General features: G+C 65.2%; 24 protein-coding genes and 1 pseudogene. 12 read left to right on the top strand and 13 right to left on the bottom strand.

What is annotated here, in order from left to right; genetic code table 11:
• Window positions 1-655: 655 nt before the first annotated feature.
• A complete protein-coding gene (locus A5788_RS12710) occupies window positions 656-1,231 on the bottom strand; it encodes a TetR/AcrR family transcriptional regulator (RefSeq protein ID WP_005202518.1) in 576 nt (191 codons plus the stop codon).
• 86 nt (window positions 1,232-1,317) lie between these two features.
• Between A5788_RS12710 and A5788_RS12715 the strand changes: the two genes are divergently transcribed.
• Together A5788_RS12715 and A5788_RS12720 are read left to right on the top strand one after the other, a co-directional pair.
• Entirely contained in the window at window positions 1,318-2,034 is a 717-nt protein-coding gene (locus A5788_RS12715) for an SDR family oxidoreductase (RefSeq protein ID WP_005202519.1), read from the top strand.
• A gap of 60 nt (window positions 2,035-2,094) precedes the next feature.
• On the top strand, window positions 2,095-2,649 hold the full coding sequence (locus A5788_RS12720; protein WP_005202520.1) for a hypothetical protein: 555 nt from the start codon (window positions 2,095-2,097) through the stop codon (window positions 2,647-2,649).
• Window positions 2,650-2,657: 8 nt separating this feature from the next.
• On the opposite strand, the gene A5788_RS12725 is transcribed toward A5788_RS12720, so the two are convergent.
• The gene (locus A5788_RS12725) at window positions 2,658-2,921 is read right to left on the bottom strand and encodes a DUF1905 domain-containing protein (protein WP_005202521.1); all 264 of its coding nucleotides are present in this window, start codon (window positions 2,919-2,921) and stop codon (window positions 2,658-2,660) included.
• 85 nt (window positions 2,922-3,006) lie between these two features.
• Between A5788_RS12725 and A5788_RS12730 the strand changes: the two genes are divergently transcribed.
• The 4 genes from A5788_RS12730 (at window position 3,007) to A5788_RS12745 (ending at window position 5,164) form a co-directional block, all read left to right on the top strand.
• The gene (locus A5788_RS12730) at window positions 3,007-3,657 is read left to right on the top strand and encodes a TetR/AcrR family transcriptional regulator (RefSeq protein WP_064870528.1); all 651 of its coding nucleotides are present in this window, start codon (window positions 3,007-3,009) and stop codon (window positions 3,655-3,657) included.
• Window positions 3,658-3,757: 100 nt separating this feature from the next.
• Complete coding sequence (locus tag A5788_RS12735) at window positions 3,758-4,096, top strand: ArsR/SmtB family transcription factor (RefSeq protein ID WP_197494592.1); 339 nt, start codon at window positions 3,758-3,760, stop codon at window positions 4,094-4,096.
• Window positions 4,089-4,541, top strand: a complete 453-nt coding sequence (locus A5788_RS12740) for an SRPBCC family protein (RefSeq protein WP_005202525.1) — start codon at window positions 4,089-4,091, stop codon at window positions 4,539-4,541. Before A5788_RS12735 ends, A5788_RS12740 begins: the two co-directional genes overlap by 8 nt.
• Window positions 4,538-5,164, top strand: a complete 627-nt coding sequence (locus A5788_RS12745; RefSeq protein WP_064870529.1) for a maleylpyruvate isomerase family mycothiol-dependent enzyme — start codon at window positions 4,538-4,540, stop codon at window positions 5,162-5,164. Before A5788_RS12740 ends, A5788_RS12745 begins: the two co-directional genes overlap by 4 nt.
• A gap of 28 nt (window positions 5,165-5,192) precedes the next feature.
• Here the strand turns inward: A5788_RS12745 and A5788_RS12750 are convergent, their stop codons facing one another.
• From A5788_RS12750 to A5788_RS12760, 3 genes are all read right to left on the bottom strand, one after another.
• Window positions 5,193-6,398 carry an arylsulfotransferase family protein gene (locus A5788_RS12750; RefSeq protein WP_064870530.1) on the bottom strand — a complete coding sequence of 402 codons (1,206 nt, stop codon included), beginning with the start codon at window positions 6,396-6,398 and terminating at the stop codon, window positions 5,193-5,195.
• Window positions 6,399-6,576: 178 nt separating this feature from the next.
• The gene (locus tag A5788_RS12755) at window positions 6,577-6,900 is read right to left on the bottom strand and encodes an AzlD domain-containing protein (protein WP_064864745.1); all 324 of its coding nucleotides are present in this window, start codon (window positions 6,898-6,900) and stop codon (window positions 6,577-6,579) included.
• Window positions 6,897-7,706: an AzlC family ABC transporter permease gene (locus tag A5788_RS12760; RefSeq protein ID WP_231894306.1), complete on the bottom strand. Its 810-nt coding sequence runs from the start codon at window positions 7,704-7,706 to the stop codon at window positions 6,897-6,899. Before A5788_RS12760 ends, A5788_RS12755 begins: the two co-directional genes overlap by 4 nt.
• An 18-nt stretch (window positions 7,707-7,724) precedes the next feature.
• On the opposite strand from A5788_RS12760, the gene A5788_RS12765 reads away from it, so the two are divergent.
• Both A5788_RS12765 and A5788_RS12770 read left to right on the top strand, forming a co-directional pair.
• Complete coding sequence (locus tag A5788_RS12765; protein WP_064870532.1) at window positions 7,725-8,363, top strand: helix-turn-helix domain-containing protein; 639 nt, start codon at window positions 7,725-7,727, stop codon at window positions 8,361-8,363.
• Between the two features lie 278 nt (window positions 8,364-8,641).
• Window positions 8,642-10,147: a DEAD/DEAH box helicase gene (locus A5788_RS12770; protein WP_064870533.1), complete on the top strand. Its 1,506-nt coding sequence runs from the start codon at window positions 8,642-8,644 to the stop codon at window positions 10,145-10,147.
• On the opposite strand, the gene A5788_RS12775 is transcribed toward A5788_RS12770, so the two are convergent.
• The 4 genes from A5788_RS12775 to A5788_RS12790 form a co-directional block, all read right to left on the bottom strand.
• The gene (locus A5788_RS12775) at window positions 10,119-10,937 is read right to left on the bottom strand and encodes a maleylpyruvate isomerase N-terminal domain-containing protein (protein WP_064870534.1); all 819 of its coding nucleotides are present in this window, start codon (window positions 10,935-10,937) and stop codon (window positions 10,119-10,121) included. The two genes, A5788_RS12770 and A5788_RS12775, sit on opposite strands and share 29 nt — an antisense overlap.
• Window positions 10,938-11,046: 109 nt before the next feature.
• On the bottom strand, window positions 11,047-11,553 hold the full coding sequence (locus A5788_RS12780; protein WP_064870535.1) for a hypothetical protein: 507 nt from the start codon (window positions 11,551-11,553) through the stop codon (window positions 11,047-11,049).
• 17 nt (window positions 11,554-11,570) lie between these two features.
• Window positions 11,571-13,121 (bottom strand): 4Fe-4S binding protein, encoded by a 1,551-nt coding sequence (locus tag A5788_RS12785; RefSeq protein WP_064870536.1) that lies wholly within the window; start codon window positions 13,119-13,121, stop codon window positions 11,571-11,573.
• A gap of 47 nt (window positions 13,122-13,168) precedes the next feature.
• A complete protein-coding gene (locus A5788_RS12790; protein ID WP_064870537.1) occupies window positions 13,169-14,188 on the bottom strand; it encodes an AurF N-oxygenase family protein in 1,020 nt (339 codons plus the stop codon).
• Between the two features lie 177 nt (window positions 14,189-14,365).
• On the opposite strand from A5788_RS12790, the gene A5788_RS12795 reads away from it, so the two are divergent.
• Window positions 14,366-16,207 carry a cation:proton antiporter gene (locus A5788_RS12795; RefSeq protein WP_049698106.1) on the top strand — a complete coding sequence of 614 codons (1,842 nt, stop codon included), beginning with the start codon at window positions 14,366-14,368 and terminating at the stop codon, window positions 16,205-16,207.
• 86 nt (window positions 16,208-16,293) lie between these two features.
• On the opposite strand, the gene rpsR is transcribed toward A5788_RS12795, so the two are convergent.
• From rpsR to rpmB, 4 genes are all read right to left on the bottom strand, one after another.
• Complete coding sequence (rpsR, locus tag A5788_RS12800; protein WP_049697956.1) at window positions 16,294-16,551, bottom strand: 30S ribosomal protein S18; 258 nt, start codon at window positions 16,549-16,551, stop codon at window positions 16,294-16,296.
• A gap of 78 nt (window positions 16,552-16,629) precedes the next feature.
• Entirely contained in the window at window positions 16,630-16,935 is a 306-nt protein-coding gene (gene rpsN, locus A5788_RS12805; RefSeq protein WP_064870538.1) for a 30S ribosomal protein S14, read from the bottom strand.
• Entirely contained in the window at window positions 16,935-17,099 is a 165-nt protein-coding gene (gene rpmG / locus A5788_RS12810) for a 50S ribosomal protein L33 (protein WP_005179659.1), read from the bottom strand. The genes rpsN and rpmG overlap by 1 nt, the downstream gene beginning before the upstream one ends.
• The gene (gene rpmB / locus A5788_RS12815) at window positions 17,099-17,335 is read right to left on the bottom strand and encodes a 50S ribosomal protein L28 (protein WP_005202545.1); all 237 of its coding nucleotides are present in this window, start codon (window positions 17,333-17,335) and stop codon (window positions 17,099-17,101) included. Before rpmB ends, rpmG begins: the two co-directional genes overlap by 1 nt.
• Window positions 17,336-17,501: 166 nt before the next feature.
• On the opposite strand from rpmB, the gene mrf reads away from it, so the two are divergent.
• The 3 genes and pseudogenes from mrf to A5788_RS23550 all read left to right on the top strand — a co-directional run.
• Window positions 17,502-18,839, top strand: coding sequence for a ribosome hibernation factor-recruiting GTPase MRF (mrf, locus tag A5788_RS12820; protein ID WP_064870539.1), 1,338 nt, complete (start codon window positions 17,502-17,504; stop codon window positions 18,837-18,839).
• The gene (locus tag A5788_RS12825; RefSeq protein ID WP_064870540.1) at window positions 18,836-19,123 is read left to right on the top strand and encodes a type B 50S ribosomal protein L31; all 288 of its coding nucleotides are present in this window, start codon (window positions 18,836-18,838) and stop codon (window positions 19,121-19,123) included. Before mrf ends, A5788_RS12825 begins: the two co-directional genes overlap by 4 nt.
• A gap of 145 nt (window positions 19,124-19,268) precedes the next feature.
• Window positions 19,269-19,609 (top strand): annotated as a pseudogene (locus A5788_RS23550) (HNH endonuclease); the annotation flags it as partial.

Consider the following 19,609-nt stretch of genomic DNA (forward strand, 5'->3'; position numbering starts at 1 on the left):
ACTTGATCAAGTGACTACCAGGATCATATTTACGGGAAGGCACGCCCTCCCTGATCCACAGGTCTTGATCATTCCTCGCGCACGCCCGCGGAGGAGGCTCTTGCTGTAACGGGGGGTGGGTTGATGTTGCACGCGATGCAATTGACGAGCAGGGCGTGCTGCGGCGGCAATTTCGGAGCCTTCCTTTAGGTCCGGAATGGGACGACGATGACGGAGTACCCGACGGAGAGAACGACGCTGGACCCGACTTCGATTGGGATGAGGTTCCTGGCGCACTAACGGGAGATGAAGATGTCGCACTACTGTGGCGACCAGATCTCGATGGGATCGATGATCCTGGCGGTGAGACAAATAGTTTCCTGCGCATGGGCGACTATAGGCCTGGGGCCTGGTACGTTCGATTTGACCGGTACGGAGACGGTCCGAATCCAGCATCAACCATTTACTGAGGGCATCCGGGCGAACGGCTTGGGCCTTGGCTCGAGCGCCCACTATCCGTGTCCGGCAGACAGTCCCACGGCTCCAGCATCTACTCGGAGCTGCGGCGAGTGGACAAATCATGTGGGGCTAGGGGTTTCGGAAACCCGAACGCGCGATCGCCTCGACCGCGAACTTGCCGAGTCCATGCGGCATCGGTGTTCTTGAACGTGTGAGCTCACGCAGACTTCTCTGCTGCGGTGCTCACCGCCCGCAGCGCCGTCATCGCGGTGTCGGCGATGTTTAGGAGGTCCTGGGTCGAGCCGCCGTCGCGCGCGCATCCCGACATTCCGCGAAGAACGGCAACGAGGAACTCTGCGAACTGATCGCTGTTGACTGTGGCGGCGAGGTCTCCGTCGCGTATGCCCTGGTCGAGTCGATCCTGTAGGCGCGCCCGCAAGGTTTCCCGCTGCGCACCGAGGCGCGGTTCGGTCAGCATCAGGCAGCCGGGCGGCGTCGTAGGTCCGGTGTGCGCGTGTGCGGTGTCGTCGAGTATTCGGGCGATCGCCTGTTCGACGGTCGGCAGCGCGGTTGCGTCGTCGACTGCTGCGATCGCGCGGTCGAAGTAGAGCGCCGACGCCTCGTCGAACAGGTGCTGTTTATCGCCGAAGGCCGCGTAGAGGCTCGGTGCCGTGATGCCCATGGCGGCAGTGAGCCGCGCGATGGAGGAGCCGTCATATCCCGAACGCCAGAACTCCTCGACGGCCGCCAGCAGGGCGGCGTCGCGATCGAAACTCCGAGGTCGGCCTGCCACGGTCCGACAATAACATAGCGACCGTTACAGAATGTGTTACGGTGGCTGAGTCAATAAGCTAGCGATCGATACAGAATGGAACCATCATGAACATCGAGGGTGCGGTTGTGCTCGTCACCGGCGCGAACAGGGGAATCGGAGCGGCGTTCGTCGAACAACTCAAGCGCCGCGGGGCGTCGAAGATCTACGCGGCGGCTCGCGACGCCGGCACCATCCACGCGGACGGCGTCGAGGCGATCTCGCTCGATGTCACCAATCCCGACGACATCGCCGCTGCCGCCGCGACGGCGACCGACGTCGATCTGCTGATCAACAATGCGGGCATCTCCACGGGAACGCCGCTGGTGTCCGGAGATGAGGCAGCGATCCGTCGCGAGATGGATACCAACTTCTACGGGCCGCTGCTTGTGACCCGTGCGTTCGCGCCGATCCTCGAATCGAATGGTGGGGGAGCAATCCTGAACGTCGTGTCTGCGTTGTCGTGGTTCACCGCACCGGGCGCCGGCGCGTACGCCGCGTCGAAAGCAGCAGCCTGGATGCTCACCGACAGCACCCGACTCGAGTTGGCCGCGCAGGGCACGCAGGTCACGGCCATCCACATGGGTTTGGTCGACACCGACATGTCTCAGGGCATGGACGCGCCCAAGCTTTCACCCGCCGAGCTGGCAAATGCCGGCCTCGACGCCATCGAGTCGGGAGAGCAGGAAGTGCTGGCGGACGACTGGGCAAAGCTTGTGAAGTCCGGACTCACGCTCGAGCCGAAGCAACGCTACGAGCAACTCTTCGGCACAACCGGTGCGTAGTTGGCAGATGAGGCTCCCGAGCGGGTAAGACGGAATCGTCCGCTCCGAGAGGTGATGGTCATGAGCCATGACATCCTGTCCGACGCCGAGATCGCAGCTCTGACTGCGCAGCAGCGTCGGGATCTGATTGCCCGACTGTCCCGCCCGCTCGACGGGATAGCGCCGAGCCCGGTTGTGCGCAGCAGGATTCGGCGCGTGCGCATCGGTGTGATGGCGATCGGCGCGACGGCGCTCATCCCGTGGATCGTCTTCCTCGGGCTGACCCTGCCGGTCGACTACGTTGCCCACAACTGGTCCGTCACCTGGATTGGCTTCGACGTCCTGCTCGTCACCATGATGACCGCGACGGCGGTGCTGGCGTTCCTGCGTCGACAACTGCTGGTGCTCGCGGGATTCACCACCGGAATCCTGCTCATCTGCGACGCCTGGTTCGACATCATGACCGCGGCCCCCGACGACCGATGGGTCTCGCTACTCACCGCGTTCCTCGCCGAACTACCGCTCGCTGCACTTCTGATTCTGGGCACCACGCGGATCATCCGCCTCAACGCCGTACGCCAGTGGCAGATGGAACCCCATGCGCCGCTGTGGGATCTACGGATGGCGCTCGGCTGAGCTGTTCTCTACCGGTCTGGGTCGACGACGAGCTCCACCTCGACCTCGTCGCCGGCGCCGCGTCCCGTCTTCTTGCGCGTTTCGGCATTGAATGACACGAGGTAGCGCCCACCCATCACGCCGATGGTCGTGCGGTATGTGTAATCGCCGTCGATGGTGACGATGACGGGCACGCGCTTCCCACGACCGAAGGCGAGCACGACGTCCTCGTCAACGACGATCCCGACGTTCTTGCCGCCCGTTGCCTCGAGCACGGTACGAAATGTGGTCATGGCTCTCCTCGGGGTCGCTGGGTGTACCGATGATAGGTTGGATGGAACTAGACTGTCCAGTACTCCGACGATTGGCTGACGCAGAATGAGCGAGAAGGACGACGAGCCGACGCCGGGGCGGACCGAGTGTAAACGGCAGGCGATTCTCGACGCCGCGACGGAACTCTTCCTGCGGAACGGGTTTCGCGGAACGAGCATGGACGAAGTGGCGACGCGGGCGGGTGTGTCGAAGCAAACCGTCTACAAGCAGTTCACCGACAAAGAGCGTCTGTTCCGGGACATCGTCGAAGGTGTGGCGTCGAACTCGGACGCGGTAATAGCCACGCTCACATCAGCATTCGGCGATTCGGCCGCGACATCGTCGAGAGCGCTCGAGACGCGGCTCCGCAGCGTCGCGCTCGTGTACCTCGATGCGGTGCTGAACCCGCGGGTGCTGTCCCTGCGTCGACTGATCATCGCCGAGGCGGACGCCTTTCCGGATCTCGCCCGCAGCTACTACGACTATGGGCCGGGGCAGGGCGTCGAAGTCGTGGCGCAATGTTTGCAGCCGTACATCGACGCAGGGCTGCTCGTCGTCAACGAGAGTCGTCTTGCTGCAGCGCATTTCGCCTATCTGGCGCTTGGGTCCGCGCTGGATCGAGCCCAGTTCATGCCCGACGACCTGCCCGATAGCGCTGAGCGTCAACGGCTTTCCACCGCGGCAGCAGCAGCATTCGTCGCCGCCTATGGCGCCTGAGCTTGCGTGCGGCATGCCCGCGTGACAACACGCTTGCGTCGTCCTATACTACTCATAACGTGTACAACTGATAAGTAGTGAAGATGGAAAGTGAGTGGTGATGACAGCTCAACTGGGCGACACATTTGCTGCCCTCGCCGACCCGACGCGGCTGGCCATCGTCGAAACGTTGACCAGGGGCGACGCGACGATCAACGAGCTCACCGAACAGTCGACGCTCACGCAGCAGTCGATCTCCAAGCACGTCAAGGTACTCGAAGACGCCGGCCTCGTGACGCGGACGCGGATCGGTACGTCACGCCCGTGCCATCTGGAAGTCCATCGACTCGACGCCGCCCAGCGATGGCTCGCAGGCCGTCGCGACGAGTGGGTGGCTCGACACGACAGGCTCTCCGAGCACTTGTCGTCCATCGTCGAACAGGGAAAAGGTCATGGCTGACGACACTTTCACAGTGCGGCGGATCTACCGTGCCCCAAGGGAACTCGTCTTCGCGTGTATGACCGAGCCCGAACACCTCACTCACTTCTGGGGTCCGACGGGGACGTCGACGCCGCTGGAGGGGATCGTCGTCGAGCTGCGCCCAGGTGGCGCCTTCGAGACGACGATGGTCAACGACGTCGACGGCTCGGAGTACCGGATGCGCGCCGAGTACACCGACGTGGAGGCACCGCGGTTCTTGGCTTGGCGTGAAGTGGACTCCGGAGTGCACACCTCGCTGACATTCGTCGACCTCGGCGACGGCACAACGGAAGTCGTCACCCATCAGCGAGGTTTGCCACCGGAATATCGCACACCAGAAGCGAGGGCCGGTTGGCAGACGGCGCTCGAACGTGGCGTCACCTACGTCGAAGACCTTGCCCGACAACCGAAAGAACCCTCATGAACATCTCGACCACCGACCTTCAGGCGCTCGTCGGCCTGCAACTGTCCGCGTTGGCTGATCTCCTCGACGACGGCGCGCAGTCGCTGGGCGGTGGCGCCGCTCTTGCCGACGCCGAAACACTGTGCGCGGGATGGCGCGTGCGGCACGTCGTTGCACATATGACGATGGCCGCACGCTACGACGGGCCCGCCTTCATGGCGGAGCTATCCGCGGTGGATGGCGACTTCGAAAAGCTGTCGCAGACGATCGCGGAGCGTGACGCGCGCCGACCGTTCAGCGAGCTACTCGACGACCTGCGCGGCGACACCATGGCCGGGTGGGCGCCACCTGGAGGTGGAGCCGCAGGCGCGCTGACTCACGCGGTGATCCACTCTGCCGACATCACCGTTCCGAATACGTTGCCGCGCAGCTCGTCTGATGACGCGACGCTGATTGTCCTCGACTCGCTCGCGGATGGAATCGCAGGTCGACAGTTCGGAGTGGATGTCGGCAATCGCACGCTTCGTGCAACCGATCTCGCGTGGTCGGTCGGTGACGGCAGCGAGGTGGTCTCTCGTCCAGCGAGCGAGCTTGTGGCGCTACTCGCCGGACGAGCGGTCGGCGGAGTCGATCTCAGGAGCTGATGAAGCATTACGGCTCAGACCGTTCCGATCACGGCCAGGTGTCGAGGTAGGCGCGATATGTGCCGACCGGAAGCGTTGCGTCGTAGGTCATTTCGCCCGACGGTGAGAACTCCGAAATGTGCGGGGCGGTGCCCCAGCTCCCGAAGGTGTAACCGTCGGCCACTGCCTGGGCGTTGCCGGTGGCTGCCGTGGCCAGGCCTCCGGGATGTGCCTGGCGCCGAACGAGAGTCGCGGTGCGTCGCGTGGGATCGAGTCGAATCCACTTGATGCTGGAGTCGCCGAGTTGGGTGGCAACGTTGATGTTGTTGTCGAACAAGCGAATCGTGTGGGAATCGGCGTACTCGACGTCGTGTTGGCCGAAGAAGTCCGTTCCGGGCCCCATGCGCAAGCTCGAGTGTTTTCCGCCGACGCTCCAGAGGATCTGACCGGTGCGAGCGTCGATGTTGTAGGCGGCGTTCAGGTTTCGGAAAGAGATGAGCAGGTTTCCGGCCGGGTCGAGCACTATCGAGTTCATATGGAAGGGGTCGAAGGTGGCTGCGCCGCCGAGGCCGGTGTATCGGGCAGCCGACGCCGTGAGCGGAATATGTTGTAGTGCAGACCATTCGGTCAGCGTCCGACCACTCGCGACGTCGACAACCGAGGCGACGCAATCGAGGAGGGTCCCGCGCTTGGGACCGCCGACGGACGTGAGGTCGGCGCTGACCTGGTGGTATGACGTGATCAGTGCCCGACCGTCAGGTGTGAGCCGAAATTCGTGGACATCGGAGCCGAGTCCCGCAGGGGTGATCTTCTTGATGATGTGCCCACGGGTGTCGGCGATGACGTCGACTCCCGCGCCGTGGCCACCTTGGCCGGAGCCTTCCCACCAGGTGAGCACCTTGCGTCCCTGATAGGTCTGCGTGCGGAAGTTCGAGATGCTGCCCCCTTGGGCGACGGTGTATCGCCACACGACCCGCCCGGACTTGTCGACGATGACGGCGGATTGGTCGGTGTTGCCGAGTCCGCGCGGAACGACGGGCAGCGGTACCGCTGCGGCCCAGCCCGTTGTGTAGAAGATGTATCCCGAGGGTCCGCCGGGCTTGTTGACGTTCACCGTGTAGGTCGGGGTGCCGATCGGGTTGGTCGGAAGGCGAGGAGCCGCTTGCGCAGTCGCGGCACACGTGACGGCCGAACCCAGTCCAAGAATGGCTGCGGTCAGTATGGCCAGAAGACGCGGCGTCGAGCGCTTACGCATGTGAGGGTCCCTCGGTAGATCGATGCGAACTCAACGATCTTCGGGCGTTCGTGTGCCGATGACAAGCTCTCGCGCCCGGCGATTCGAAACCCTGGTGCCGTCGTGTCCGGTTCGCGGAGAAGGGATTTGGGTCAAGCGCGCATAACGTACATGCCGCGTGCCCCGAGTAAGGGCAAACTCACCCGACGCCGGCCGCGCGGAGCCCAGCGGCTACACCTGCCGCCAGCAAGATCACGACGATCAGCGGTGCCTTGAGCAGTGCGGCCACCACACCGGCGGCAACACCCGCCGGCCGCGCCCATCCGGACAGATCCTGCCCGGCGTAGAGGGCGCCGGTCGCGGCGACCGCAACAAGGAGAACCAGCGCGGCACGGTCGATCAGTGCGCGCACTTTGTCCGACACGGTAATTCGTGAGCGCAGCAGGGGGCCGGCCAACCGCAGCGCATAGGTACCTGCGGCCAGCACTGCGACGCCGATGAACAGTTGCGTACCGTGCGTCACGACGCACGCTCGGCGGTCTGGAGCGCACTCTCGGCGTAACGAGACGCACGGTCGGCATGAGGAGACGCACTGTCGACGGGATGGACCGCACGTTCGGCAGTATCCAGCGCACGGTCGGCATCGCGGCGGGGGAGCGGCACGCCGGCAAGGAGCCCGGCGAGGGCGAGCAGGACCGGGACGCCAGCGGGAACGTAAGGCGTTGTGGCAACGGCGATCACGGCGCCCAGGGCCAGCGACCCACCGAGCTTGCCGCGCTCGGAACGTTGTGCTCGCAGTGCCGAAATCGCCAGTGCGGCCAGTAGTGCGGGGAACGCGGCGTCGAGCCCCAGCGTCTCGGGGCTCGAGATGACCTGTCCCGCAGCGGAACCCACAGCTGAGCCCGCCGGCCACGAGACGAGCACGCCGATCCCACACCACAGGAAGGCTGCCCGTGCACGCTCGGCGTCGGGTGCTGCGGCGGTCAGGGCGGCCGTCTCGTCGTTCACCATGTGTGCTCCGACGAGTCGGCGGATGCCCGAGCCGAGATATGGCCCGACGGACAGGCCGTAGCCGAGGTTGCGGGTATTGACCAGCAGGCCGGCCAGAGCGCCGACGATGGGCAGTCCGCCGGTGGCGATGATGCCGACGAAGACGAACTCACTTGAGCCCGCCATCACCACGCAGGCGATGGTCAGGATCTGCCACCAACTGAGCCCTGCGCTGTGACCGGCGACGCCGTACGAACATCCGATGACGAACACCGACATCGCCATCACTGCGACGCTGCGCAGTGTGTCGTAGCCGAGTGTTTCCCATGACGAACGCATGACCACTATGATGAACATATGGGTACTGTTCGTCAAGATGAACACTCGGATGGTTCGCCGGACGACCACCTCGGTGGCGCTGCGGGTCGGTCCGAGGCTGATCCGACGGCGTCGGGTCCCACCGCGGTGATCGCAGCGGCGCTCAAGCGTGAGCGGGCTCGTGTCGGCCTGTCGATCGGCGAACTCGCGCGGCGTGCGGGCATTGGGAAATCGACGTTGTCGCAGCTAGAGCAGGGTCTTGGCAACCCGAGCATCGAGACTGTCTGGGCGCTGAGTGAGGCGCTCGGCCTGACCTTCTCCGACCTCGTCGACACCCCGCCGCGTCGGGTGGAGGTGATCAAGTTCGGCGACGGACCGGCCATTCCGTCGGCGACCGCCGAGTACATCTCGACGCTGTTGTCCGCGGCGTCGCCGTCGTCGCGACGCGACATCTTCTTGCTGCGCGCCGAGCCGGGGGAGCCGAAGGTGTCTCGCCCGCATGCGCGGGGCGTCGTCGAACATGTCGTTCTGTCAGCGGGTAGGGCGTTGGTTGGACCCCTCGATGATCCGGTCGAGCTTCGGCCCGGCGACTACATCTCGTATCCCGGAGATGCCGACCATGTCTTCGACGCACTGGAGCCCGGCACATTCGCGGTACTGGTCAGCGAAGCTTTCTGACATTTCCGCCGCAGCCACTTCGGAGCGTAAACGTGACTGCGCTCACCATGATTCGCTCACTCGGACGACCTCGCGTACGGTGTACATATTGGCGTGCACAGACATAGCCAACGCGTCGTAGATCGCAATTCTCGCGGCGGGTCCCCCACATAGCCCGGGGTCGACCACCGCTCTTTGACTTCATACGGCGAAACGACTTCGCGCACCCGCGATTTCGCCACCACAGCACAGGCCACCGTGGTCCGCAGTGCTGATGAGCACGTAGAGAGACCTTTTACATGACTACATTTGCCGAGCTCGGCGTACCTGCCGAGATCGTGAAAGTCCTTGCCGCGGACGGAAAATCCGAGGCTTTCCCCATCCAGACCGACACCCTTCCCGCCACACTCGACGGCGGCGACGTCCTCGGCCGCGGCCGTACGGGTTCCGGTAAGACACTTGCGTTTTCGATCCCGCTGGTCGCCGGACTGGCCGAGCTCGACGTCGACCGCGTCCCCGGCGCGCCCACCGGCCTCATCCTCGCGCCGACGCGTGAGTTGGCCACACAGATCGCCACCGCGGTCGAGCCGCTGGCGAAGGCCGTCGGCCTGACCGTCACCACGATCTTCGGTGGCGTCAAGCAGGCCCGTCAGGAGCAGGCGCTCGGGCGCGGCGTCGACATCGTCGTCGCATGCCCCGGACGACTCGAAGACCTGATGCAGCAGCGCATCGTTCGTCTCGACAACGTCGAGATCACCGTCATCGACGAGGCCGACCACATGGCCGACCTGGGCTTCCTTCCCGGAGTCACCCGAATCCTGGCCGCAACGCCTGCCGACGGACAGCGGATGCTCTTCTCGGCCACCCTTGACCGCGGCGTCGACAAGCTGGCCAAGCGCTTCCTCGACAATCCGACGATGCACTCGGTCGACGAGGCCACGTCGCCCGTCGAGGCTATGACGCACCACGTCTTCGAGATCGAGCACGCCGACAAGAACGCCATGGTCGCCGAGCTCGCATCGGGAACGGGACGTCGAATCCTCTTCACACGTACCAAGCATCAGGCGCGCAAGCTCGCCAAGAAGCTCACCTCCGACGGCATCCCCGCCGTCGACCTGCACGGCAATCTGTCTCAGCCGCAACGTGATCGGAACCTGAAGGCGTTCGGCGAGGGCGGTGTGCGCGTGCTCGTGGCGACCGACGTCGCCGCGCGCGGTGTGCACGTCGATGCCATCGAGCTCGTCGTCCACGTCGACCCGCCCGCCGAGCACAAGGCGTACCTCCACCGCTCCGGCCGCACCGCACGTGCGGGCAACGCGGGCGATGTCGTCACGCTGTGCCTGCCGGACCAGCGTCGCGACGTTGCCGGCCTGCTCGGCAAGGCTGCGATCAAGGTCAAGCCGGTTCGGGTGCGCCCGAGCTCGGCGGAGGTCGACGCTCTCGTCGGCGCACGCGCCGAGCGAGTCGAGCCGACACCGGAGCCCGCCCGCCCGGCTGGACAGTCCCGTCAGGGAGCCGGCGGTGGACGTGGTCGCGGCGGCGCCAACGGTGCACGACGCCGCAGTGGCGGACCTCGTGACGGACGCGGTGCGCAGAGCTCGCGCGGCTCCGGCGAGCGTGGCTCCGCGCAGGGCGGTTCGGGTCAGCGAAGTTCCGGACAGCGCAGTTCCGGACAGGGCGCCTCGAGCCAGCGCGGCTCAGGCCAGGCGCGCAGCGGACAGTCGCGCGGTCAGCAGAACACGCAGAGTCGCGGCCAGCAGCGCGGCGGCGGTCGCGTCAGGCATCAAGCGGCGCGAACCGCTTGATCAGATGGGTAGCGAGCCATGGACTGGGACCCCAGGCCATGGCTCGTCCTGTCAGTAGTGCACGCATCGGCGACATGCGGCCGTAGCCGATGAGCACCCCCGCGGCTGGTTTGACGCTCACATAGAGATCAGGGTCGACATGCTCGTCGGGGTTGATCTCGAGATGCCCGTCGGTGAACTGGTAGATAAAGCGTTCGTCGGTTCCGCGGAACCGGATTTCGAATGTGGCGTCGGGTGGCGACGATTCTCCGAGGTGATCGATCCAGCACGGCAACAGCTGGTGCCTGCCCCGTGCGACCAGCGGTGCGACGCTCGGGTCGAGTTCCCAGTGGGCGCCGATCGCCCGTGCGATGTCGTGGCCGTGAACGGTCATCTTGCCGATCAAAATGCCCAGCGCGGAGTCGGCACGGACCCCACGACAGTCACCCTCGACGGCCATGACGGGTACTCGCGCGCCGAAGTGGCCGACAAGGTCGAGTAGTTCGTCGAGTTCGTCGACGAGTCTCTGTGCGAGCTTGTGCACCTCCCTGGTGGGCAGATTCGCGATCTGTTTCGCGTAGATGTCCTTGAGATCAGACGGGCGGCTCGGCCACGCCGTGGCGCCACGTGCCAGTTCTAAGTAGCGGGAGGGCTCGCTGGCGACGTGTCCGACGCACTCCGCGATGGTCCACTTCGACCGCCTGCCCAGCGACACGTCTGGATTGTCGATGTTGCACACGAGGTCGACGAAATTCTGAGCTGTCGCTCGTGCGGCGTCGATATAGGCAAAGCGTGAAAGTGTGTTGTTCATCCCCAGGCCACCCCCGTCGCGGGATGACGATACTCGCGAGCGCATGTCTATGCGATGCTCAGGCGGTGTCATTCGAACGTAGGAAACCGAATTGTGACATTGCGTCGATTCAGATACCGGCGGCACTCAAAATTGCGGAGCGTACAGCGGCAAAACAGTCGTCGGCTTCCGACTCTGGCCCGAGCCCGATGTGACAGGTGTTGCCCAGCGGCGCGGCGTCGCCGAAGCCGGACACCGTGAACCCGCGTTCGGCAGGATCGGTCGACAACGCATCCGTCGGCGATAGCGTGGCCTGCGCAAATGGCACCGACGTCACGACGACCCCCTTACTCGACCCGACCACCTCGACAATGAGATGCGCGGGCGTCAGCACGACGAGCGTCCCGAAATCGGTGTCCTCGGTGTCGGGCTCCAAGCTCTGTGGCGCCAGCGGACCCGGCTTCACCGACTGCGAACTGCGCGTCACCCACGCGGGGGACTGATCGTCAAGTTCTAGTCCCTCGTCCTTGACGTACTCGCGGAGTCCGAGGCGCATTTCCGTCGCGAGCAGCGGCAGATTGGCCTCGGTCGTCGTGCGGTTGTATTCGGCGTGTTGAGTCGGCTTCGAAGGGCTCATGCCCGCAAATCTACCGATCAGCGGCCGGCCCGGACGAGCGTTGCGCGCGACCCCCGCGTCTGTCTGCGCGTCGGCACCCGGGTCGGCGTCGGCAGCAGGCCGGCTTCGAGGTCGGCCAACAACGATTCGACCGTCTCGCCGGAGTCGGTCTTGTTGGTACCGATGAAGCCCGACGGCCCGCGCTTGATCCAGCCGGTGACATACATGCCCGGTACGCGACGACCGTCGTCGCAGACGCGTCCTGCGTCGTGCGGGATCACTGCGCGCGCGGCGTCGAACGGAAGTCCCGGGACGGGCTGACCGCGGTACCCGACCGAGGTGAGGATCAGTCCCGCGGGGAGCGTCGTCGTTGTGGAAAGGCCCGTTCGTTGCGAGTTTGCGACGACGAGCCCATCGGCGGCCCCCGACCCGTCGACCGACACCGACTGCGGTGTGTGGTTGAACGCGAGGCGGATGTGGCGACCGGAGACTGGTTGGTCGGTCGCCAGTTCTGCCAGGAGTTCGAGCTTGGTCCGCGCCACCGGGTCGAGGTTGTCGTACGAGACGTCTGTGAAGTCGGAGACGTCGGTGACCACTCGCACGCCGTTGTCGACGAGGCCGACGAGTTCGGGCAACGTGAAGGCGGCGTGCTCTGGACCGCGGCGCCCGAGCACGGTGACCTGCTCAATCGACGACGACTCCAGCGCGGCAAGCGCACGAGGCGCGATCGACGTGTCGGCCAGGCGCCCCGCACCTCCGACGAGGATGCGCGCGACGTCGAGCGCGACGTTGCCATTTCCGACCACGACCGCACAGGGGTGCGACAGGTCGGGAGCGAGCGAGGCAAAGTCGGGATGGCCGTTGTACCAACCGACGAACGACGTGGCCGATCCGACGCCGGGAGCGTCGATGTTCTCGATCTCGAGGCGACGATCGGTCGGCGCACCTCCCGCCCAGATCACCGCGTGATGCCGTGCGCGCAGGTCGTCGAGCGTGATGTCGCGGCCGATCTCGGTGTCGAGAAGGATCTCGACTCGTGGATTGCGGGCGATGTCGTCGAACAGGTCGATGACCTGCCGAGTTCGGGTGTGATCCGGGGCGACGCCGTAGCGCGCGAGGCCGAAGGGGCGTCGGAGGCGTTCGTAGATCGTCACCGACACCGAGCGGTGGCGGAGCAGATCGTCGGCCGCATACATCGCCGACGGCCCCGACCCGACGATGCCCACGGACACGGGCTCTTCGATGCCGAGTGCCCGAGGATGGTCGATCGGTGCGAGTGGAAGTCGCTGCACGGGGTCGACGGGGAACCGTGCGTCGGTGAGACCGAGCTGTCCGTCGGCGGCGTAGGCGAGCGCGTTGATGTCGGCAAAACGTCGCTGTCCCAACGGGATTCGATGAGAAGGAACGATCGCCCCGACCGGGCACGTGCTGACGCATGCTCCGCAGTCGACGCAGGTCGTCGGATCGATGTAGAGCATCTCCGATGTCGCGAAGTCCGGCTCGTCCGGTGTCGGGTGGATGCAGTTGACGGGGCACGCGTAGACGCACGAGGCGTCGCCGCAGCACGACTGGGTCACGACATGTGGCATGTGTTGGGCCCGTTACTCTTTCGGTGGCAGAAGTGAAGTGATCGGGCTCAAGCCGCGGTGTAGGTCGGCTCGCTACGGAACCGCGACGAACGGCCCGAGATGCCGAGGGCTCGCCACATCGCGCGCGACGCCGGATTCATCAGTCCGCACTGCGCGGCGAGCATCCGTACATCGCCGAACACGTTGCGGCGCACACGCTTCGACGACTCGGCGCGCCAGAAGATGTCGCGCATCACCTCGCGCGGGACGTCGAATTCATTCCTGAATCCGCGCGGCGGAACCATGATCGCACCGAGCAGGATGCGCATGGCCAGGGGAAACATCAGCGACAGCACGAAACGCTGGAAACGGCCCTTACGGGCGACGTTCTCACGGAGGTGATGGTGCGCGAACGAGATGTGACGTGCTTCTTCGGCGACGTGTAGTTGCATGACGGCCGCCATCGCGGGGTGGAGGTCGGAACGCATGCGCAGGAAGTCTTTTTGGAGGTGATCGATGGGTTCCTCGCCGCCGAGGATGCCGAAGAAGAAGATGGTGGGGAACGTCGTGGATACCAGCGGCACCACGGGAGAGATCAGTCGGTAGCCGAGTTTGGCGCCCGGAACGTCCATGCCGATGCGGTTCACCAGTTCCTGGAACATCAGTGTGTGGTTGCACTCCTCTTTCGATTCGTGCGTGGTGTAGCGAAATTCCTTGGCGCCGTTGGGCAATTTGAAGCTGTACTGCATCAGGCCGCGGATCAGGATCGACTCGAACTGCAACCCGACCTTCGCGACGTTCGCCTGTCGCCACATGCCGATGCGGATCTGCTTGTCGAGCGGCTGTTCCTGATACCAGGGGTGGCGGCCGATCGGATCGACCTCGTAGTTGAGCACCCATCGCGGATCGTCGGGCACGACGGCCATGTCGGGAGCGTCCCAATCGATGTCGAGGTAGGGGTCGAAGTTTCGATGAACCGACGCCGACGAGAGGTCGTCGAGGACCTGCTCGTACTCAGCGCGCGGGAGGCCGTGCTGGGCGTCGATCGACACCGTCTCGTCGGGGTCGTACCTCAGTGCCTTCGTCATGAGAACTGCCTTCCGCGAGATGCATTCGGTGCTTGAGCGCAACCGACAGTGTGGGGTGTCACACCGTAGGCTTTCGACGGTAAGTGGCACCGAAATTGTTGTCAACAGTCAATGGCACAGTTTTCGGTGGAAGTGTTCTCCGGTGGCCGGCGACAGACCCTGGAAGGGGCAGACGCGATGGAAAAAGTGCTGATCGTCGTTGCAGCGGTTCTCTTCATCGCGCTGGTGACCGACATCGCTCCTCGCCTGCGGATTCCGGCGCCCCTGGTCCTGGTTTTCGTCGGCGCGGTCATCGGCATCATGCCGTTCGTACCCGCGTTCCACGTCGATCCCGAGTGGATTCTGGTCGGAGTGCTTCCCCCGCTGCTCTATTCGGCGGCCATCGGTATGCCGACGATGGACTTCCGTAGGGACTTCACCGCGATCAGCACACTGTCGGTGGTGCTGGTGATCCTCAGTGCCGTGGTCGTCGGGTGGTTCTTGACGCTTGTGGTGCCGGGTATCTCGCTGGCAACGGGTGTCGCGTTGGGTGCCATCGTGAGTCCCACCGACGCGGTGGCGACGTCGATTGCCAAGCGAATGGGCGTACCGTCGCGCGTCGTCGCCGTGCTCGAGGGCGAGAGCATGCTCAACGACGCGTCGGCGCTGGTGCTCCTGCGGGCCGCTGTAGCGGCGACCGCGGCCACGATCTCGTTCTGGGGCGTGGCGTTGAATTTCGTCTTCGCGGTGGCGGGCGCGGTGGCCATCGGTGCGGCGGTGGGCGTCGCCAACCTCTGGGTGCGGTCGCGGATGCGCGACGCCACGGCCAACACCGCGATCTCGTTCACCGTTCCCTACATCGCGTACGTGCCGGCGGAGGCGATCGGAGCGTCGGGTCTCGTCGCCGCGGTCACCGCGGGTCTGATCACCGGCGCAGGCGCGGTCAAATATCTCACGCCGCAGCACCGCATCTCGGACATGCAGAACTGGCACGTCGTCGAGCTGATCGCCGAGGGCGCGGTGTTCCTGCTGATGGGTCTGGAGCTCTTCACCCTCATGTCCGACGTCCACAACGACCACGAAGGCGTGCCGAACGCGGTGTGGATCGGGCTGTCGGTGTTGGGCGTCGCGCTGCTCGTGCGGGCGCTGTACGTCGTGCCGCTGGCGTGGTGGCTAGACAGGAAGCGACGACGCGGCGATCAGATCCGCCCGATGCTCGCGGATTTCTCGGTGACGCCGAGCGCCGACATCGACCGCGATCAGGAACGTCGGAGTCGGCAGTGGTGGCGCAGGGCATTTCGACGCCGCCGCCACCGCGACACCACCAAACTCGCGGCAGGCGACATGCCGCCCGTCTCCACGGACACCGCGGCCCGCATCAATTCGCGGATCACGCGCACCCTCGCCGACATCGACTACTACACCGAAGCGCCGCTGGGGCCGAAGGAGTCGGCGATCGTGGTGTGGGCGGGAATGCGCGGCGTGGTGACGGTGGCCGCTGCACAGACGCTGCCGGACGATACCCCGAGCAGGCCACTGTTGGTTCTCGTCGCGTTCGTGGTTGCGGCGGCGTCGTTGCTGATCCAGGGCGGCACGCTTCCGTGGTTGATCCGCAAGCTCAAGATCGGCGACGACACCGAATCGATGCTCGCCGAACGTCGAAGGCTGCGCGCGGAACTCGACGCGACCGCCCAGAAAGTGATGGCTGAGTCCGAGACGGTCAGACAGATCCCGTGGTTGCGACCACGACTCGAACAGGTCAGCCGCGAGGCCGATGAGGACGCCGACGCAGTTTCGGACGCCGGTGATTCCGACGATCCGCAGAGCGGTGTGGTGCCCGCGGGCGCCAGTACGCCGTACGGCCTCAACTTCGAAGAACGCGTGCAGATCCGCCGGACCCGCCGCGAGATCATCGCCGCGCAGCGCAAGAAGTTGCTCACACTGCGTAGCCAGGGAACGTACAGCTCGTCGGCGCTGAGCCGCGCGCTCGGGCAACTCGACGCCGAGGAGATCAGCCTCGACATGCAGCGCGGGTCGTGACTCGCTGAATGTGCCGGTTGCCCAGACGCGCGGATACCGCGCTTGTGGGCAACCGGAACCGGCTGAGACTCAGCAGCGGCGACGATTCAGCGCTGAGAAACGAAGGGCAGCAACGCCATCTCGCGCGCGTTGCGGATGGCGGTGGCCACCTGGCGCTGTTGCTGCGGGGTCAGTCCCGTGACGCGTCGGCTGCGGATCTTGCCGCGGTCGGACAGGAACTTGCGCAGCAGGTTGACGTCTTTGTAGTCGACGTCGGTGATGCCGAGCGCGTTGAGCTGATTGCGGGTCTGCTTGGGCTTGGTGTCGGCGCCTGGCCGTGGCCGACGCGGTGCTCGCTTCGCCATGGGTGAAGTCCTCTGTAGTGGGTGATGGGTGGTTGGCCGCAGGGTGCGGACGCTGTGAGCGCCCACACCCGACGGTACTCACCAACTCGACTTGTGGATGCCCGGTAGTTCGCCGCGGTGGGCGAGTTCGCGGAAGCGGACTCGCGACACGCCTGCCTTGCCGACGTAGCCGCGCGGGCGGCCGTCTACGACGTCGCGGTTGCGGACGCGCGTCGGGCTCGCGTTGCGGGGCAGCGCCTGCAGGTCGCGTTGGGCCTGTGCACGCTCTTCGGGTGTTGCGGCGGCGTCGACGATGGTGCGCTTCAGTGCCGAACGTCGTTCGGCGAAGCGGGCAACGATCTCACGACGCTGCTCGTTGCGGATGATCTTGGATTTCTTGGCCATCAGCGATCCTCACGGAACTCGGTGTGACGCTTGGCGATCGGATCGTACTTGCGGATCACCATGCGGTCGGGGTCGTTGCGGCGGTTCTTGCGGGTGACATAGGTGTAGCCGGTTCCGGCCGTCGACCGGAGTTTGACTATGGGTCGGATCTCGTTGCGAGCCATCAGACTTTCTCTCCTCGTGCGCGTATCTGTGCGACCACGGCCTCGATGCCCTTGTGGTCGATGGTCTTGATGCCCTTGGCGCTCACGTCGAGCGTCACGAAACGTCGTTCGCTGGGCAGGTAGTAGCGGCGTCGTTGGATGTTGGGGTTCCAGCGGCGTGAGGTCCTTCGGTGCGAGTGCGACACCTGATTGCCGAACCCCGGCGTTCTCCCGGTGACCTGACATCGTGCTGCCACGGCACAACCTCCTTGTTGGAAACGATTGGCGTTAGTGCGGTATTCCACGCTATCGTGGCGGCACGCTAAATGGAAATCGTTGCCAATAATTCTGAAGTGAAGGAGCGACGCTGTGCAGGCCGATTCAACTGATGCTCGACGCCGGCCGTCGAGGCCGCGCACTCCGATGACGCTGGTCACCGGGCTCGACAGGGAAGCGGTGGCGCGGACCGTGGACGCGCTCGCGATGGCAGGGACCACGCTGGTCCACCACGACCTCTCGTCGCTGCCCAGTGGTCGGGTGCTGCGCACGACGCGCACGATCGACCTCGACGGCGTCGAGCACACCGACATCCGCGAGATCTCGCTCGAGCACGGGTGCGTGTCGTGCACGCTGCGGATCGACCTGCTCCCGCTGCTGCGTCGACTGCACCAGCGATCAACGGTGGAACGTATTGTGCTGCAACTCGATCCGCTCATCGAACCCGAGGCGTTGTGCTGGTCGATCGAGCATGTCGTCTGCTCGGACATGCCTGGATTCGTCGACGCTCCCGCGGGGCGCGACGTCGTCGTCGACGCAACGATCGCGTGCGTGTCGGAGATGGAGTGGCTCGACGCCGCGAGCGGCGACGTCACACTCGGTGAAGCTGGGCTTGTCGAGTGGTCTGCTGAGTGGGATTCTGCCGTGGCCGAGGACGATCGCACCCTGGCGCAGGTGGCGGTCGGTCAGGTCGCCTTCGCCGACGCGCTGGTACTCGCGGGCGCCGACCCGGCGTTTCGCGACGCATGGTCGTCGGCGAGGCTGATGGAGGTCTTGCGTCGCCTCGCGCCCGGCGCTCCGATCGTGATGGAGCTGCCTCAACGACCCATCCGGCCGGGCACCCTGATCCAGTTGCTGCGCGCGATAGGCCCGACCGCCCGACGCGGCGCAGTCTTCGGTCCGCATGACCCGCTCCTGCGTGGGGCGCCACCGTTGACCACTGAATGTGGTGTGTCCATGGCCGTATTCGAGAGCGACCGACCCTTCCATCCGACGCGCCTCCACGACGCCCTCGACCACCTGCTCGACGGCGTGATCTGCTCGCGCGGCCGAATCTGGCTGGCAACGCGATTCGACGACGTGTTCTGGCTGGAGTCCGCCGGCGGGGCACTACGGGTCGAGGAGGCCGGACAGTGGGTCGCGGCGATGCCGGCCGACGAGCGCGCCGACGTCGAGGAGGCGCGCCTCGCGATGGCGGCGCTTCGGTGGGACGAGGTATTCGGTGACCGTCACAACGCGCTGACGATCCTGGCGCACCGCGCGGACGTCACCGAGATTGTCGAGGCATTGAACGCCGCGACGCTCACCGACGTCGAAATGGCGGAGGGGTCCGATGCCTGGCGCGAGTACGACGACCCGTTCGGCACTCGGCACGAGGACCCGTGCGCCGACAGCAAGCCTCCCGGGTCCGGATTGCTTTCCATCACTGACGGTCTCGACCCCGATCAACAACTCAACGATTCCGAGAAAGGGGATCTCCCATGAAATCTGGCATCCATCCCGACTACCACCCGGTCGTCTTCCGCGACGCCGCGACCGGCACGCAGTTCCTCACCCGGTCGACCTCGACGTCGACGCAGACCGTGGAATGGCATGACGGACAACACTATCCGCTGATCATCGTCGACATCACGAGCGCCTCGCATCCGCTGTGGACGGGCACCGCACGCGTCGTCGACACCGAGGGGCGCGTCGAGCGTTTCCGGCGGAAGTATGCGGCGAAGGGCGCATCGGCAAGGGGTTCATCGGGAAGGGGAGGGTTGCGGTAGAAGAGCGACTGCGCCGCTCGGGATTGTCCGTTGCGACGAGTCTCCACAGATTCGATCTTTTGTTCGAGATTTCCTCGAGGCTGTCGGTATTGTCGGGTAATGTAGAACACATATTCGACATGACGTGGAGCGGGGGTGGCGGCACGTGAACAGCAACAGCAATCGCAACAACAGCGAGAATGGCCGTGCGCCTTCAGCTTTGGGATCATCTGTGTTGGCCTCTGCTGCGGTGGGGTCGGCGGATGCGGTGGTGGCGGAGAAGCTGTCACGTCTTGCCGCGGTGTTGGATGAGTTGGCTGCCGTCGATGTGTCGTTGGTGTCCGATGCGGCGCTGGTGGAAGCCACTGTTGAGGCCGAACGGCTGGCGTTGCGGACTGCGGGCGCGGTCACGGATCGCTTGATTGTGGAAGCTTCCGACCGCGATCTGCCCCGCGCCCTGGGTTTCCGCGATGTTCGCAATTTCATGGGGCATGGCCTGCACATTGG

The organism is Gordonia sp. 852002-50816_SCH5313054-c (assembly GCF_001665925.1).
Classification (GTDB): Bacteria; Actinomycetota; Actinomycetes; order Mycobacteriales; family Mycobacteriaceae; genus Gordonia; species Gordonia jacobaea.

Excerpts from the sequence above, each read along its gene's own strand:
- A5788_RS12715 (WP_005202519.1), top strand. The coding sequence starts at position 1,318 with ATGAACATCGAGGGTGCGGTTGTGCTCGTCACCGGCGCGAACAGGGGA.
- A5788_RS12720 (WP_005202520.1), top strand. The coding sequence starts at position 2,095 with ATGAGCCATGACATCCTGTCCGACGCCGAGATCGCAGCTCTGACTGCG.
- A5788_RS12725 (WP_005202521.1), bottom strand. The coding sequence starts at position 2,921 with ATGACCACATTTCGTACCGTGCTCGAGGCAACGGGCGGCAAGAACGTC.
- A5788_RS12730 (WP_064870528.1), top strand. The coding sequence starts at position 3,007 with ATGAGCGAGAAGGACGACGAGCCGACGCCGGGGCGGACCGAGTGTAAA.
- A5788_RS12735 (WP_197494592.1), top strand. The coding sequence starts at position 3,758 with ATGACAGCTCAACTGGGCGACACATTTGCTGCCCTCGCCGACCCGACG.
- A5788_RS12740 (WP_005202525.1), top strand. The coding sequence starts at position 4,089 with ATGGCTGACGACACTTTCACAGTGCGGCGGATCTACCGTGCCCCAAGG.
- A5788_RS12745 (WP_064870529.1), top strand. The coding sequence starts at position 4,538 with ATGAACATCTCGACCACCGACCTTCAGGCGCTCGTCGGCCTGCAACTG.
- A5788_RS12750 (WP_064870530.1), bottom strand. The coding sequence starts at position 6,398 with ATGCGTAAGCGCTCGACGCCGCGTCTTCTGGCCATACTGACCGCAGCC.
- A5788_RS12760 (WP_231894306.1), bottom strand. The coding sequence starts at position 7,706 with ATGCGTTCGTCATGGGAAACACTCGGCTACGACACACTGCGCAGCGTC.
- A5788_RS12765 (WP_064870532.1), top strand. The coding sequence starts at position 7,725 with ATGGGTACTGTTCGTCAAGATGAACACTCGGATGGTTCGCCGGACGAC.
- A5788_RS12770 (WP_064870533.1), top strand. The coding sequence starts at position 8,642 with ATGACTACATTTGCCGAGCTCGGCGTACCTGCCGAGATCGTGAAAGTC.
- A5788_RS12775 (WP_064870534.1), bottom strand. The coding sequence starts at position 10,937 with ATGAACAACACACTTTCACGCTTTGCCTATATCGACGCCGCACGAGCG.
- A5788_RS12780 (WP_064870535.1), bottom strand. The coding sequence starts at position 11,553 with ATGAGCCCTTCGAAGCCGACTCAACACGCCGAATACAACCGCACGACG.
- A5788_RS12785 (WP_064870536.1), bottom strand. The coding sequence starts at position 13,121 with ATGCCACATGTCGTGACCCAGTCGTGCTGCGGCGACGCCTCGTGCGTC.
- A5788_RS12790 (WP_064870537.1), bottom strand. The coding sequence starts at position 14,188 with ATGACGAAGGCACTGAGGTACGACCCCGACGAGACGGTGTCGATCGAC.
- A5788_RS12795 (WP_049698106.1), top strand. The coding sequence starts at position 14,366 with ATGGAAAAAGTGCTGATCGTCGTTGCAGCGGTTCTCTTCATCGCGCTG.
- rpsR (WP_049697956.1), bottom strand. The coding sequence starts at position 16,551 with ATGGCGAAGCGAGCACCGCGTCGGCCACGGCCAGGCGCCGACACCAAG.
- rpsN (WP_064870538.1), bottom strand. The coding sequence starts at position 16,935 with ATGGCCAAGAAATCCAAGATCATCCGCAACGAGCAGCGTCGTGAGATC.
- rpmG (WP_005179659.1), bottom strand. The coding sequence starts at position 17,099 with ATGGCTCGCAACGAGATCCGACCCATAGTCAAACTCCGGTCGACGGCC.
- mrf (WP_064870539.1), top strand. The coding sequence starts at position 17,502 with ATGACGCTGGTCACCGGGCTCGACAGGGAAGCGGTGGCGCGGACCGTG.
- A5788_RS12825 (WP_064870540.1), top strand. The coding sequence starts at position 18,836 with ATGAAATCTGGCATCCATCCCGACTACCACCCGGTCGTCTTCCGCGAC.